Annotated in this window: 13 protein-coding genes and 1 pseudogene; 6 read left to right on the top strand and 8 right to left on the bottom strand. The window is 66.0% G+C overall.

What is annotated here, in order from left to right; translation table 11 throughout:
- Position 1: 1 nt before the first annotated feature.
- Positions 2–109 (top strand): annotated as a pseudogene (locus K8M09_RS23730) (helix-turn-helix domain-containing protein); the annotation flags it as partial.
- 21 nt (positions 110–130) lie between these two features.
- On the opposite strand, the gene K8M09_RS13165 reads toward K8M09_RS23730, so the two are convergent.
- Entirely contained in the window at positions 131–1,048 is a 918-nt protein-coding gene (locus K8M09_RS13165) for a LysR family transcriptional regulator (protein ID WP_160786410.1), read from the bottom strand.
- Between the two features lie 106 nt (positions 1,049–1,154).
- On the opposite strand from K8M09_RS13165, the gene K8M09_RS13160 reads away from it, so the two are divergent.
- Positions 1,155–2,066: an alpha/beta hydrolase gene (locus tag K8M09_RS13160; RefSeq protein ID WP_160786409.1), complete on the top strand. Its 912-nt coding sequence runs from the start codon at positions 1,155–1,157 to the stop codon at positions 2,064–2,066.
- A 178-nt stretch (positions 2,067–2,244) separates the two neighbouring features.
- Here the strand turns inward: K8M09_RS13160 and K8M09_RS13155 are convergent, their stop codons facing one another.
- Positions 2,245–3,636, bottom strand: coding sequence for a nucleobase:cation symporter-2 family protein (locus K8M09_RS13155; protein WP_160786408.1), 1,392 nt, complete (start codon positions 3,634–3,636; stop codon positions 2,245–2,247).
- A gap of 48 nt (positions 3,637–3,684) precedes the next feature.
- The gene (locus K8M09_RS13150; protein ID WP_160786407.1) at positions 3,685–4,185 is read right to left on the bottom strand and encodes a nucleoside deaminase; all 501 of its coding nucleotides are present in this window, start codon (positions 4,183–4,185) and stop codon (positions 3,685–3,687) included.
- Between the two features lie 116 nt (positions 4,186–4,301).
- On the opposite strand from K8M09_RS13150, the gene K8M09_RS13145 reads away from it, so the two are divergent.
- Entirely contained in the window at positions 4,302–5,198 is an 897-nt protein-coding gene (locus K8M09_RS13145) for a LysR family transcriptional regulator (RefSeq protein WP_160786406.1), read from the top strand.
- An 8-nt stretch (positions 5,199–5,206) separates the two neighbouring features.
- Here K8M09_RS13145 and K8M09_RS13140 read toward each other — a convergent pair whose 3' ends face one another.
- The 4 genes from K8M09_RS13140 to K8M09_RS13125 all read right to left on the bottom strand — a co-directional run bounded on the left by K8M09_RS13140 (position 5,207) and on the right by K8M09_RS13125 (position 9,620).
- Positions 5,207–6,088 (bottom strand): aldose 1-epimerase, encoded by an 882-nt coding sequence (locus K8M09_RS13140; protein WP_160786405.1) that lies wholly within the window; start codon positions 6,086–6,088, stop codon positions 5,207–5,209.
- Positions 6,089–6,092: 4 nt separating this feature from the next.
- Positions 6,093–7,043, bottom strand: coding sequence for an L-arabinose ABC transporter permease AraH (gene araH, locus K8M09_RS13135; protein WP_160786404.1), 951 nt, complete (start codon positions 7,041–7,043; stop codon positions 6,093–6,095).
- Positions 7,040–8,572 (bottom strand): L-arabinose ABC transporter ATP-binding protein AraG, encoded by a 1,533-nt coding sequence (gene araG / locus K8M09_RS13130; RefSeq protein WP_160786403.1) that lies wholly within the window; start codon positions 8,570–8,572, stop codon positions 7,040–7,042. Before araG ends, araH begins: the two co-directional genes overlap by 4 nt.
- 64 nt (positions 8,573–8,636) lie before the next feature.
- Positions 8,637–9,620 carry an arabinose ABC transporter substrate-binding protein gene (locus K8M09_RS13125; protein ID WP_160786402.1) on the bottom strand — a complete coding sequence of 328 codons (984 nt, stop codon included), beginning with the start codon at positions 9,618–9,620 and terminating at the stop codon, positions 8,637–8,639.
- 206 nt (positions 9,621–9,826) lie between these two features.
- Between K8M09_RS13125 and K8M09_RS13120 the strand changes: the two genes are divergently transcribed.
- From K8M09_RS13120 to dgt, 3 genes are all read left to right on the top strand, one after another.
- On the top strand, positions 9,827–10,591 hold the full coding sequence (locus K8M09_RS13120) for a FadR/GntR family transcriptional regulator (protein WP_229341876.1): 765 nt from the start codon (positions 9,827–9,829) through the stop codon (positions 10,589–10,591).
- A 10-nt stretch (positions 10,592–10,601) separates the two neighbouring features.
- Complete coding sequence (locus K8M09_RS13115; protein WP_160786400.1) at positions 10,602–11,378, top strand: SDR family oxidoreductase; 777 nt, start codon at positions 10,602–10,604, stop codon at positions 11,376–11,378.
- Between the two features lie 94 nt (positions 11,379–11,472).
- Positions 11,473–12,816, top strand: a complete 1,344-nt coding sequence (gene dgt, locus K8M09_RS13110; protein ID WP_160786399.1) for a dGTP triphosphohydrolase — start codon at positions 11,473–11,475, stop codon at positions 12,814–12,816.
- On the opposite strand, the gene K8M09_RS13105 is transcribed toward dgt, so the two are convergent.
- On the bottom strand, positions 12,813–14,018 hold the full coding sequence (locus tag K8M09_RS13105; protein WP_160786398.1) for an ROK family transcriptional regulator: 1,206 nt from the start codon (positions 14,016–14,018) through the stop codon (positions 12,813–12,815). The two genes, dgt and K8M09_RS13105, sit on opposite strands and share 4 nt — an antisense overlap.
- Positions 14,019–14,067: the final 49 nt, after the last annotated feature.

Below are 14,067 nucleotides of genomic sequence, written 5' to 3'. Positions count from 1 at the left end.
AATGCGGCGCGAGGAGATGGCGGACCTGACCGCCTTCGTGGTGGTGGCGGAGGAGCGGAATTTTACCCGCGCAGCCGCTAAGCTCGGGCTCTCCCAGTCCGCCTTGAGCGCGCCGTGGTGTCTTTAGGGGTTACCGGTTCGTCTCCGGGGAAGCCCCAACCCGATAGTGCAGCGCCCTGACCAGAGCGGCGAGCGCCGGGGATTGTTGTCGGCGGTTCGGGTAGTAGAGGTGATAGCCTTCGAAGGTCTTGCGCCAGTCGGCCAACACTTCGACGAGGTGGCCTGCGGCGATCTCGCCTGCGACATAATCCATCGGCAGATAGGCAAACCCGAAGCCCGCTAGCGACGCTTGCCGTATCTGGCGCACGCTGGTCAGCACCAGCCTTCCTTCGGTGGTGATGCGCAGATCCTTGCCGCCCTTGCTGAAGGTCCAGGCCATCAGTTCGCCATGCGTGGGCAGGCGCAGATTGATGCAAGGAGCACTCGACAGGTCCTGCGGTGTACGGGGTTTCTTCCGGCCGGCAAGGAAAGAGGGGGCCGCGACCACTGCCATCGGGATATCCGGCCCGATGCGCATGGCGATCATGTCCTTGGAAACGAGCTTCCCCCGCCGTACGCCGGCATCGAACCGTTCGCGCACGATGTCGTTGCGGCCATAGTCGGTGACGAGCTCGATATTGATTTCGGGATAGTCGCTCATGAATAGCGACAGCCGAGGCCAGAGAACCGTCTCGATGGCATATTCATCCGCCGAGATGCGGATCGTGCCCGAGGGGCGGTCGAGCAGCGTGCCGATTTGCGCAAACCCGTGCTCGATCTCCTCCAGTGCCGGCGTCACATGGGCCAGCAGCCGCTCCCCCGCCTCGGTTGGAGAGACGTTGCGGGTGGTGCGGTTGAGCAGGCGGATGCCGACCCGCTCCTCAAGATTGCGCAACGTCTGGCTGAGCGCGGATTGCGACACGCCGAGCCGGGCTGCCGCGCGGGTGAAACTCCCCTCGCGCGCCACGGTGACGAAGGCGTTCAGATCTCGGAGATTCTCGTTCGACATTCATTAGCCTGTCTAATGATGGTATCCCGTTTGCCACCAATAATCGAAAAGCCGAGGCGGGGCTATATTCCTTTCATTGCAAACGAGACAAACCGGAGTGACGAAGATGAAGCCTGTGAAATTCCCAAACGGCGACCTTGAAATGGCCGGCAACCTCTACCTGCCGGAAGGCTTCGACGACGCCGAGACCTATGCGGGTATCGTCGTGGTGCACCCCGGTGGCGGCGTGAAGGAGCAGACCGCCGGCGGGTATGCCGCCAGGCTCGCTGCCGAAGGTTTTGTTGCACTCGCCTTCGACGCCTCCCACCAAGGTGAGAGCGGCGGCGAGCCGCGCCATGCGGAAGACCCCTATGCCCGAGTCAACGATGTGCGGGCAGCGGTCGATCACCTGACGACGCTCGGCTATGTCGACAACGCCCGCATCGGCGCGCTCGGCATCTGCGCCGGTGGCGGCTATGCCATTCACGCGACCATGACCGATCGCCGCATCAAGGCGGTGGGCGGCGTCAGCTCGGTCAATATCGGCGAGATGTTCCGCCAGGGCTGGACCGGCGATAGCGATGTGGCGCAGGCCATCGGCCTTCTGGAAATGGGCACGGCCCAGCGCACGGCCGAGGCGAATGGTGGCGAGGCCGCCTTCATTCCCTTCTCGCCGCCGAGCCTCGAAGGTGTGGAAGACCCGGATATGCGCGAAGCCTATGATTACTACCGGACGCAGCGCGCCCAGCATTGCAACACGGAAAGCAAGTTTACGGTGGCAAGCCTGCCGCAGCTTGTGACCTATGACGCCTTCCACCTTGCCGACCAGCTTCTCACGCAGCCGTTGCAACTCGTGGCGGGACGTGAGGCGGGTTCGTTCTGGTACAGCGAGACCATCTTCGGCAAGGCGGCGAGCAGCGTGAAAGACCTGCATGTCGTCGAGGGCGCTACCCACATGTCGCTCTACGACACGCCGGACCAGATGGGAGAGGCGATGTCCAAACTTGGGCCCTTCTACAAGGCCCACCTCGCGGCTTGATCGAAATACAGGCTGGCGCGGATATGAGGCGGCGCCAGCCACGAATCGGTTCAGGCTCCATGGTTGGCATGAGGGGCGTCGTTTTCTGCATTTGGCGTTTCCGGATAGACGGACCCGAGGGCCGGGACCTTACGGTTCCGGCCCTCGGGCAGGTGTCGTCCGGGCACTAAGGGGGAGCCTAGTGGGCCATGACGACGTGCCCCTGGCTGCGCAGCCCGTTAAGGGCGGCGTTCATGACGATGGCGGTGATCGCACCCATGATCACGGGGGAATGGAAGACCACCTGGGACCAATCCGGCATGAACTGGAAGAAGTCCGGCTTGACGATGGTGATCATCGCCATGGCGATGCTGAGGCCCACCACCATGAAGTTGTTGAAGGTCGTGTCGAAGTCGATCTTCTGCAGGGTCTTCATGCCGACGACGACGAGCGTGCCGAACATGACGAACCCGGCGCCGCCGACCACGGGCTTCGGCAGCGAGGCGATGGCGGTCGCCAGCACCGGCGAAAGGCCGAGCACCACGAGGAAGCCCCCTGCAAGCGCCACCGTCCAGCGGCTGCGCACGCCCGTGATGTTCACCAGCGCGACATTCTCGGAGAAGGCCGTGTAGGGGAACGAGTTGAGCATGCCGCCGAGCATGGTCGACAGGCCGTCGGCCCGCAGGAGATCGGCGATGGTGCGTTCCGTCGCGGGGCGGCCGACCATCTCGCCGACGACGATCGTGTCGCCGACCGATTCCACCCAGGTGATGGCGACGACGAGGCACATGGTCAGCACCGGCACCAGATGGAAAGTCGGCAGGCCGAAATGAAACGGCGTGACGATGGCGAGCGGGGCCGCGTCCCTGACCGCGCTGAAATCCAGCATGCCCATGACGGCGGCGAAGACGACGCCGACGACCAGCCCGAGGAAGACAGCGATGTTCTTCACGAAGCCGCGACCGAACACATTGAGCAGGACGATGACGGCGAGCACGAGGAAGGCGAGGCCGATATAGGCCGGCCTGCCCGCATCTTCGACGAAGCCGCCCTGGGCGTACTGGATCGCCACCGGCAGCAGGCTGAGGCCCATGACGGTCAGCACCGCACCGACGACGACGGGCGGGAAGGCCCTGACGATGTAGCGGCCGAGCGGAGCCATGAAGATGGCGAACAGCCCCGCCGCGATGACCGCGCCATAGACCGCCTGCAGGCCGGCATTCGGTCCGTTCGCCAGGATCGCCGGGTTGCTGCCGATGGCGATGACCGGAGAGATCGCGGCGAAGGTGATGCCCTGCATCAGGGGCATGCGCACCCCGAAGCGCCAGAAGCCGATCGTCTGGATCAGCGTGGCGAGGCCGCAGGTGATGAGGTCGGCCTGGATCAGGTAGGCGATCTGCGCTTGGGTGAGGTGAAGGGCGCTGCCGATGATGAAGGGTACGGCGATGGCGCCGGTATACATGACGAGCACGTGCTGAAGCGCGAGCACCGCCATGCGGGCGGGCGGCAGGATCTCATCGACGGGATGAACATGCCGTGCAGTCTGGTTGGCGCCGGCCGCAGCCGCGCCATGGTCCGCTTGTCGGGACATGGGCTGAACTCCTGAAAGGAAAATGGAAAGGGCGGCGGCTTCCGGTTTTCACCAGAAGCCCTCATGCGCTTTCGCAATCTCCCCTTCGAGCGCCGGGACGGGGCCGACGACCTCGACCTTGCGCTGCCCGGCGTCGAAGATGTGTTCGCAGGGCATGTCCATGGTCAGGTTTTCCGGGTTGTCGCCGGTCAGTTCGGCCAGGCGTTTTTCCGTCATGCCGTAGACGACGCGGCCGATGCCGGCCCAATAGGTGCCGCCCGAGCACATGCAGCACGGTTCCACCGAGGTGACGAGCGTGCATTCTGCAAGGAACTCGGCCGAGTAGGTTTTTGCTGCGTCCCGCGCCACGTTCATCTCGGCGTGGCCGACGCCCTTGTCGTCCTTGAACGTGTTGCCGGAGGTGATGAGCACCGCGCCGTCCGGCCCAGCCAGTAGCGCGCCGAACGGGTGGTTGCCCGCCGCCCGGCTTTCCTCCGCGATCTTCATCGTCTCGCGCAGGTTGCGCAAGTCGTTGTCCGTTGCCTGTCCTTTATTCTGTTTGTCGAGCATTCGTCACTCCTCCTGAACGCTTGGAACTCCCGCATTCAGAGTGCGCGAGAAGGGGGCTTGCGCCAATTAGAATGAATTGCGCATAGTGTGCGATAAAACTGCACACGGAGGCGGCTGTGTCGGCATTCTCGCGGGAGTTCTTCACCTTCGTGGAAGTGGCGCGCGAGCGCTCGATCCGCCGCGCGGCGGAAAAGCTCAACCTCTCCGCCTCCGCCCTCAGCCGCCAGATGCAGATCCTGGAACAGACCTTCGGCGCCCGGCTCCTCGTGCGCATGCCGCAGGGAGTGCAACTGACGGAGCAGGGGCAGGTGCTGCTGGCACAGGCCGAGCGCTGGCTGGACGACGAGAGCGCGCTGCGCGCCGCGTTGCAGCAGGCCGGCGGCGGCGGGGCCGGTACGCTCCGGCTGGGCATCATGGAGTGCCTCGTGCCCTATATCCTGCCGGGGCTGGAGGAAGAGGCCGGCCCGTCCGCCCTGAGGATATCGGTGGGGGACACGGGCACGCTGGTCGGCCAGCTCTGCCGCAACGAGATCGACGCGCTGCTCGCCTTCAACGTGCCGCGCCTGCCGGAGCTTCGGGTCTATGACGAGCGGAGCTACGATCTCGGGGTGGTCTATGCGGCGGCGCTGGCGCCCTCGGGCGAGCCGCCCTTCCGCATCGAGAGCTGCCTTGGCCGCCCGCTCTGCCTGCCCGACACCAGCCTTTCGGTCTGGCCACGGCTCGATGCGGAGGTCTACCGTATCCATGCCGAGCCGCGCATCGCGCTGCGCAGCAATTCTATCGCGCTCATCATGGAATATGTCGCGGCGGGCAAGGGCATCAGCTTTCTGACATGGCTGGATGCCGCGGCCGGCGTTGCCGAGGGCCGCTTCCACTTCGCCAAGCTGGAAAACCGGCGCCTCTCGGAAAAGCTCTATCTGTGCGCGGCGGCCAATGCCCCGCTGGGGCCGCTTCAGGCGGCGCGCACCCGCGCGCTTTTCCGCCGCGTTCCGCATTCGCCGCAAATGAATTAGGCGTTCGACTACGCTTCGCCGCGCCGGCAGCGGATGGTCAAGGTTCCCGCGAGCCGTTCTCCCGGCGCGAGCGGGACGAGGCCGTCGGTGTCCGGGGCGTTATGGGCGTTCGGCCGGTGCGTCATGGGTTCGAAGCAGAAGAAGCCGGCCTCGGGCGCGGGGGCGTAGAGGGTGAAGAAGCGGAATGTGTCGTCGGCCTCGAGCGAGAGGATGAGGCCGGTTTCCGGGTATTCGATGTCTGCCGCGCTGTCCCAGCCGTCGAAGGCGTTGTTCAACCAGCGCGCGGGCAGCGGCGCACCGGCGGAGAAATCGAGATCGTGCGGGACCGGCTCGGATTGGGCCGGCAGGTGAAGCTCGCGTTCGGGGGCGTAGCGTCCGGCGCTGGCGAAGAGGCGGACGGCGGGTGTCCGGGGGAAATACGGGTGGAAGCCGAGGCCATAGGGGAGCGTGCCGGCCGCGCGGTTGACGATGTCGAGCGAGAGGGTCAGGCAATCCTTGCCGAGCGCGATGGTCTGCGCGGCTTCGTAGTCGAAGGGAGAGGCGGCGTCCGCCTCGTGCCGGTGATGGAAAACGATGCGGTGCGGCGTCCGTTCCGCAAGGGTCCAGCGGCGGAGCCAGCCGTCGCCGTGCAGGACGAGCGGGTCGGCCGTGTTCGGCAGCAGGACATGGTCGCGGGCCTCGAAACGGAAGCCGTTGTTTTCGATGCGGTTGCCGAAGGGAACGAGCGGGAAGCAGGCTTCTGCGCCCAGCATCGTCGAGGCGAGGCCGGGCGACGGGGTGGGCGCGAGGACGGGAATGCCGTGCCAGTAGGCGGAGAGGATCGCTCCGCCGAGCGGGCTTGCCTCGACCGCAAGCCCGTCCGCTTCGAGGCGGATGACGTCCCCGGCCACGGTTTCAGGCGCGCCGGCCGGCGGCGGCCGAGCGCAGGTTATCGAGCAGCACGGCGAGCAGCAGGATCAGGCCGCGCACGACATATTGGTAGAAGGCCTGGATGTTGAGGAGGTTCATCACGTTCTCGGCGATGCCCATGATGAGCACGCCGACGATGACGCCCGTCATCGCCGCCCGCCCGCCGGCGAGCGACACGCCGCCGAGCACGCAGGCCGAGATGACGGAAAGCTCGAGGCCCGTTGCGGCATTCGGCTGGCCGGAGGTGATGCGCGAGGCGAGGAGCACGCCGGCGACGGCGCAGACGAGGCCCTGCAGCGTGAAGATCCAGATGCGCATGCTGGCGACGTTGACGCCGGCGAGGCGCGAGGCTTCCGGATTGCCGCCGATCGCCAGCGTGTTCTTGCCGAAGACCGTGCGGTTCAGCACGAAGCCGAAGAGGACGAAGAAGAAGGCCATGACCCAGATCGGCGTCGGGATGCCGAGGAACTTCGACAGGGCGAGCTGGTAGAAGCCCGGATCGTTGATGCCGACGGCGCGGCCGTCCGAGGCGATCAGCGCGAAACCGCGCACGATCTGCATGGTGGCGAGCGTCGTGATCAGCGCGTTGATGCGGAAGCGGGCGATCACCACGCCGTTGACGAGGCCGACGGCCCCGCCGCACAGGAGCGCGGCCAGGAGGCCGACGAGGATCGAGCCGGAGGCGTTCGAGGCCATGACCGCGACCATGCCGGAAAAGGCGACGGTGGAGCCGACCGACAGGTCGAAATCGCGCGAGGCGAGGCAGAACATCATCGTGCAGGCGACGATGCCGATGGTCACGACCGATTGCAGCAGGCCCAGCATGTTGCGCTCGGTCAGGAAGTTCGGAACCGTCAGCGCCACGATGGCGAAGGCGACGGCGAAGATGACGACGAGGCCCTGCTCGCCGAGGAGGAGTTTTTTCAAGGACGTCATCGCGGCTGGACCTGCTGGTTGGTGCGTTCGCTGGTTTTGTCTGCGTCGGGGAGGGCGGCGGCGAGGATGCGCCGCTCGTCGAAATCGGCACGCTCGATATCGGCCGCGACGCGTCCCTCGCACATGACCATGATGCGGTCGGTGATGCCCATCACCTCCGGCAATTCGCTGGAGATGACGACGATGGCCATGCCCTGGCCCGCAAGCTCGTAGAGGATTTCATAGATTTCCGACTTGGCGCCGACATCGATGCCGCGCGTCGGCTCGTCGATGATGAGGACCTTCACGCCCTGTTCGGAAAGCCAGCGGCCGAGGATGACCTTCTGCTGGTTGCCGCCGGACAGGTTGATGATGTCCTGCTTGCGCGAGGGTGTGCGCACCCGCAGCTTGGCGATGAAGCGCTCGGCAAGTTCGGCCTCCTTCTTCGGCTGGAGAAGACCGAAGGGCGAGAAATGGCGGCGCGAGGAGATCGCCATGTTCTCCTCGATGTTGCGGCCCTGCACGATGCCGTCGAACTTGCGGTCCTCGGGGCAGAGCACGATGCCGGCGCGGATGGACTGCGGCGGGCTGTCGGGGGCGACCGTCCGGCCGTCGACGCTGACGGAGCCCTGCGACCGGCTGTCCGCGCCGTAGACCAGCCGCGCCATCTCGCTGCGTCCGGCGCCGATGAGGCCGAAGAAGCCGAGGATTTCGCCCTGGCGCACGGTAAAGCCGATCGGGCTGCGCAGCTTGCGGCCGGCGAGGTCTTTCACCTCCAGCCGCAACGCACCGCGCTCGCGCGGGCGAAAACCCCAGATATTGGCGATCTCGCGGCCGACCATCTCGGCGATGATCTGGTCGCGCGTCACCTCGGATATGTCGGGATGATGGGCGGCGAGCCTGCCGTCGCGCAGCACGGTGAGGCTGTCGCAGAGCCGGAAGATCTCGTCGAGGCGGTGCGAGACGTAGAGGATGACCTTGCCCTGCGCGCGCAGGCGGTCGATGAGCGCAAAGAGGATTTCGCTTTCGCGCGAGGAGAGCGAGGAGGTCGGCTCGTCGAGCGCGATGACGCGCGCATCGGCCATCACGGCCTTGGCGATCTCGACCATCTGGCGCTCGCCGATGGAGAGGGACGCGACCTTGGCGGCCGGATCGATGTCGATGCCGATTTCGGCAAGCTTCTCCTTCACCACGCCGATGAGGCGGGTGCGGTCGATCACGCCGGCCTTGCCGGGGAAGCGGCCGAGCCAGAGGTTTTCGGCGACCGTCAGCTCGGGAACGAGCTGGAGCTCCTGGTGGATAACGATGACGCCGGCCTCGAAGGCGTCGCGCACGGAGCGGTAGCGCTGCAACGCGCCGTCTATGCGGATTTCGCCGGTGTCGGCGGACTGGTCGCCCGAGAGCACGCGGATGAGGGTCGATTTGCCCGCGCCGTTTTCGCCCATCAGGCCGTGAACGGCGCCCTTCTTTACCGAGAAGGAGACGTCGGCGAGCGCCTGCACGCCGGGATATCCCTTGGATATCGCCTTGAATTCGAGAAAGTCCTGCATGTCGCCACCCCGAGGGAAGCCCGGCGGCTCTTCGCCGCCGGGGAAGGTCATCCTGGGAGGATGATCACTCGATGCCAAGATCCTTGCGGACGGCTTCGTAATTGTCGCGCAGGGCGACTTGGCCGGCCGTCAGGATCAGCTTTTCCGGCTCCTTGCCGTTGGCGACCCACTCGTACATGTTGAGCGCGGTCTCGTAGCCGTGGCGCTTGGGCGAGATGATCACGGTGCCGAAGAAGCCGGTGGCCGCGGGTTTCTTGAACTCGTTGATCGCCGAATCCGCGCCGCCGATGCCGACGCCGATCATGCTGTCGGCGGCGATGCCGACGCTTTCGGTCGCGCGCACCGCGCCGAGCACGGCTTCATCATTGAGGCCGACGGCGACCCAGTGCTTGATGCCGGCATTCTTGTTGAGGACGACGGTCGCGGCGTTCAGGGCGGCTTCCGTGTCGGTCTTGGCCTGCGGGGCGTCGAAGATGTTGGCTTCCGGGAAGCCGGCGGCCTTCAGCACCGAAAGCGCGCCCTCGACGCGGTCGACGGCGGTCGGGAGCTGGTCGTAGGAAACGCGGATCGCGCCGACGTCCTTCATGTCCCAGCCGCGCTTCTTGATCTCGTCGACGATGGTCTGGCCGACGGCTTCGCCGATCTTGGTGGCCGAGATGCCCATATGCGGCACGTCCTCGATGGGGCTGCCGTCGGCATTGACGAGGCGATCGTCCACGGTCATCAGCTTGAGGTCGTTGGCGGCCGCCTTGGCGACGATGCCGGGGCCGAGCTTCACGTCCGGGGTGCAGATGACGAAGCCCTGCGCGCCCTGGGCGCCGAGATTGTCGATGGCCGACTGAACCTTCTCGCCGTCTTCCGCGCCGATCTTGACGAGGGTGAAGCCCTTTTCCTTGGCGGCGACCTCGGCGAACTTCCATTCATCCTGGAACCACGGCTCTTCGGCCTGCTTCACGATGAAGCCGATCTTCACGTCGGCGGCGAAGGCGGAGGTTGCTGCGAATACGGCGACGGTGCCAGCCAGGATGGCTGTCTTGATAAAGCCCATTGTCTCTCTCCCAAATTAACTGCGCCAGCAGTGGAGAAAGGTGTAGTGTCTTTCATCATATTCGTCAATTGATCTTGTATGATGAATTAAATATCTGTGTATGATAGAGTGGCCGCAAAGGCGAATCCGGTCGTCGCCATCGGGCGCGAAACCGGATATGGATCGCTGGCGTCGCGTCGGCGGCGACAAGGGGATGGAGAATGGCCGTGCAGGAACAGTCAGGGCGCGTGGATGCGCCGGAAGGCGAGGGGACGGTGCGCCGGCCCCGCGTGCAGAAGAACGTCACGCGGGCGATCGCTTCGGATATCTGCGCGGACGTGTTTCCGATCAGCGCCTTCCTGCCGACGGAGGCGGAGCTGTGCCTGCGCTACGGCGTCAGTCGCACCGTCATCCGCGAATCCCTGAAGATCCTCGAATCCAAGGGGCTGGTGCGCAGCCGCTCGCGGGTCGGCACGGTCGTCTGCCCGAAGGAGGAGTGGAACATCCTCGACCAGCAGGTGCTGGAATGGATCGGCCCGCGCATCTTCGAACTGGACCTTCTGACCTGCGTTCTCGACGCGCGCCGCGCCATCGAGCCCTTCGCCGCGGAATTCGCGGCCGAGCGGGCGACGGTGCAGGAGGTGGCGGAGATCGAGCGGGCCTGGGAGCGCATGCGCGATGCGGAAGGCGATATCGAGGCCTTCACCGAGGCGGACGTCGCATTCCATGCGGGTCTTCTGAAGGCGAGCCATAACCGGGTCTTCATGCAGCTTGCCAGCATCATCCAGGCGGCGCTGGAATTCTCGCTGCACGCCTCCAACGAGGCGGCCGATACCCGCGGCGAAGCGGTGGAGATTCACAAGCGGCTGGTGGAGGCGCTGCGCATGCGCGACAAGGCGGCGGCGCGCGAGTGCTCGCAGCGCATGCTGGATGTCGCCGCCCGCGACATCGCCATCGCCGTGCGCAACCATCCGGCGCCCGCCGGACGCTGAGGAGAGCGACATGGCAGGACGTCTTGAAGGCAAGCGGATCGTCGTCACGGGTGCGGCACAGGGCATCGGCCTTGCCATGGCCGATACCTTCTTCGCGGAAGGGGCGAGCCTCTTCCTGATCGACCGCGACGGCGACCTCCTCGCACGGGAGGCCGGGCGACTGGGGGCCGGTGGCGGCCGGGTCGGCCATGCGGCGGCGGATATCGCCGATGCTGCGGCCATCGAGCGGGCGATGCAGGCCGCGACGGACGGGATCGGCCGGCCGAACGCCCTCGTCAACAATGCCGGCGTCAACGTCTTTTCCGAACCGCTGGCGCTTTCCGAGGCGGACTGGCAGCGCTGCTTCGACATCAACCTCAAGGGTGCGTGGAATTGCAGCCGGGCCGTGCTGCCGGGCATGATCGAGGCGGGCGGCGGCGTCATCCTCAACATCGCCTCCACCCATGCCTTCACCATCGTCCCGCACAGTTTTCCCTATCCGCTCGCCAAGCATGCGCTGCTCGGCATGACCAAGGCCCTCGGCCTCGAATATGCGGGACAGGGCGTGCGGGTGAACGCGCTGGCGCCCGGTTATGTGCGCACGCAGAAGGTCGTCGACTACTGGAACAGCTTCCCCGATCCCGTCGAGGCCGAGGCCGCGACGATGCGGCTGCATCCGGGCGGGCGCATCGCGACGCCGGAAGAGATCGCCAGGGCCGCGCTTTTCATGGTCTCGGACGAGTGCCCGTTCATGAATGCCACGTGTCTGACCGTCGACGGCGGCATGTCGGTTCTCCATCACCCCTGAGCGGTTTTCCCGGGAAAACCGCGCCCCGGTTGCCGCCGTGGATCGCGGAGGCTACTGATGGGCATCGGAAAGCGATGGAATTCGGGGTTTGAGAATGGAATGGGACAGACTGCTTTGCAGCGAGCGGCTTCGCAACAGGCCCTACGAGGCAAGGCCGAACCGGTCGATCTTCGTCCAGGACCATGACCGCATCGTCTTTTCCACGCCGTTCCGGCGGCTCGCCAACAAGACGCAGGTGCAGCCGCTCTACGAGCACGACCACGTCCATCACCGCCTGATCCATTCCATCGAGGTCAGCAGCGTCGCGCGTTCGCTGGCCATGCGCATCGGCGACTGGCTGGAAGGGATCGGGCAGATCGCCGCCGGCGAATCGCACAGCCTGTCGAACATCGTCCAGGCCGCCAGCGTCGCCCACGATATCGGCAATCCGCCCTTCGGCCATTCCGGCGAGGCGGCGATGGGGGACTGGTTTGCCGAAAGGTTCGACGATGCCCGGGGCATGATGGCGGAGATCGAGACGGCGCAGCGGTCCGAATTCGTGAAATTCGAGGGCAATGCGCAGGGCTTCCGCATCATCGCCCGCCTCGAAATGTACCGCAACGACGGCGGCATGCAGCTTTCCAAGGCGACCCTCGGGGCCTTCGCCAAATATCCGGTCACATCCGCCGTGCGGGAAGATATCGTCGGCGAAGGGCGTGCGCCCTATGTCGGCCTCAAGAAGTTCGGCCTCTTCCGCTCCGAACTCGACCTGTTCCGCAAGGCGGCGGAGTCGCTTGGCCTGCCCGAGGAAACGGGCGCGGCCGGAAGCTGGTGGCGACGCCATCCGCTGGTCTTCATCGTCGAGGCGGCGGACGACATCTGCTACAATATCGTCGACCTCGAAGACGCCTTCACGACCGGCGAACTGCGATACGAGGCGGTCAGGGATGTCTTGCAGGAGGCCGCGAAGAGGCCCGACAGCGTCATGGGCGACCTCAGCCCGGCCGAACATATCGCCTTGCTGCGCGCGCTGAGTATCGGTGCAGCGATCGAAAGCTGCGTGGAGGCGTTCAAGGCAAACTACGATGCCATCATGGCCGGCACCTTCTCCGATTCGCTGGCGGATGCAGGCCCCATGGCGGGCGTCTTCGAGAAGATGAAGGCCCTTTCCCGGGACGAGGTCTTCACCGCCCGCAGGAAGACCGAGCTGGAAGTGTCCGGCCGGCGCGTGATCGGCAATGTGATGACGGGCATCCTGCCCGTCTTCGAGGACCTCGCCCGCGTGGGCTGGGATCGGGACAGGCTCTCCGACCACAACCGGCAACTCGTCCGGGCGCTCGACCTCGACCTGCGCGATGTCACGAATGCCGAAGAGGCGCTGCACGCCCTTGCCGACTTCACCTCGGGCATGACCGACCGCTATGCTGTGCGCATCGCGCGAATGCTCACCGGAATCTAGACCGCTTCCTTCAGGATGGCCGAGAAGACCGGGTCGAAAGCCCGGCGGATGGGATCCGCCGCCGCGCCGAGGGCCACCGCCCAGGGGTCCATCGTACCGAGCCGGAAGCGCGGAACGGTGCGGCCCGGCCGCTCGGCATTGGACGGCAGCAGCGGGAAGATCGCGGAAAACAGCCGTTCGGCCAGCGGCTGCGGCGCGCTGCCGGTCAGGATGACGGTTTGCGGGTCGAAGACGGTTTCGACCATGTGGATGGCCTGCCGCAAGTCGGCGGCCGCGCCTTCGAGCCAGCCGCGGATGCGCGGATCGTCCGTCGCCGCCAGCCGCTCCACCGTGTCGTAGGCATCCGTCGTCGCCGAATCGAGGCCGAGATGCTGGAAGAGCGAGGCGAGCGACGCGCGGTGCTCAAGCGGCGAGACCGTACCGCCGCGCGAAAACAGCACCATGCCGATCTCGCCCGCATTGCCGTTGCTGCCGGTATAAAGTTCGCCGCCGAGGATGAGGCCCGCGCCGATGCCGTAGCCGAGATAGAGGCAGACGGCATGGTCGAGACCGTCGGCCGCGCCGTTCATGCGCTCGGCGGTGGCGCAGGCGGTGGCGTCGTTCTGCAGGCTCGTTTCCAGCCCGGTGCCGGCGGAAAGCGTTTCCAAGAGCGGAAAGGATTGCCACCGCGCCATCATCCAGCGGTCGTCGCCCGGCGCTTCCAGCCCGAAGGGGCCGGGCATGGCGACGCCGAGGCCGGTGAGCCGGTGGACGGAGAGCGGGATGCGCGCCGCAAGCTCCGCGCGCACCTGCCCGATCAGGCGCAGGATGACGCGGCTTCCCTCGACGGGATCGCCCGGCGGCAGGTTCTCCACCGCGCGCGCGGCTTCGCGGCCGAGAAGATCGACGGCGACGACGCGGGTGAACTCGCGGTCGATCTGCACGCCGATGGCAAAAGCCCCCTCCGCGACCAGCCGATAGGGCGTCGATGGCTGGCCGCGCCCGCCGCGCACCACATCCTCCGAGGCGACGAGGCCGTCCACCTCCAGTCCCTCGATGAGGTTCGACACGGTCTGCTTCGTCAGGCGCGTCGCGCGGGCGAGATCGGCCCGCGAGAGCGGCCCGTTCAGGCGGATGGCCTCGATGATGACGCGCCGGTTATGGGCGCTCGTGCCTTCCTGGTTGGTTCCGCTCTTGGCGCGGATCGTCCGCAATTCGTTCATCGGCAATTCCCTCTTGACACCATTTGAATAATACAGAACACTTAAGTCA

This window comes from Shinella zoogloeoides (assembly GCF_020883495.1).
Taxonomy (GTDB): Bacteria; Pseudomonadota; Alphaproteobacteria; order Rhizobiales; family Rhizobiaceae; genus Shinella; species Shinella zoogloeoides.
This window is presented reverse-complemented; position numbering and strand designations above follow the sequence as displayed.

Coding starts and splice junctions, on each gene's coding strand:
- K8M09_RS13165 (WP_160786410.1), bottom strand. CDS start 1,048: ATGTCGAACGAGAATCTCCGAGATCTGAACGCCTTCGTCACCGTGGCG.
- K8M09_RS13160 (WP_160786409.1), top strand. CDS start 1,155: ATGAAGCCTGTGAAATTCCCAAACGGCGACCTTGAAATGGCCGGCAAC.
- K8M09_RS13155 (WP_160786408.1), bottom strand. CDS start 3,636: ATGTCCCGACAAGCGGACCATGGCGCGGCTGCGGCCGGCGCCAACCAG.
- K8M09_RS13150 (WP_160786407.1), bottom strand. CDS start 4,185: ATGCTCGACAAACAGAATAAAGGACAGGCAACGGACAACGACTTGCGC.
- araH (WP_160786404.1), bottom strand. CDS start 7,043: ATGACGTCCTTGAAAAAACTCCTCCTCGGCGAGCAGGGCCTCGTCGTC.
- araG (WP_160786403.1), bottom strand. CDS start 8,572: ATGCAGGACTTTCTCGAATTCAAGGCGATATCCAAGGGATATCCCGGC.
- K8M09_RS13125 (WP_160786402.1), bottom strand. CDS start 9,620: ATGGGCTTTATCAAGACAGCCATCCTGGCTGGCACCGTCGCCGTATTC.
- K8M09_RS13115 (WP_160786400.1), top strand. CDS start 10,602: ATGGCAGGACGTCTTGAAGGCAAGCGGATCGTCGTCACGGGTGCGGCA.
- dgt (WP_160786399.1), top strand. CDS start 11,473: ATGGAATGGGACAGACTGCTTTGCAGCGAGCGGCTTCGCAACAGGCCC.
- K8M09_RS13105 (WP_160786398.1), bottom strand. CDS start 14,018: ATGAACGAATTGCGGACGATCCGCGCCAAGAGCGGAACCAACCAGGAA.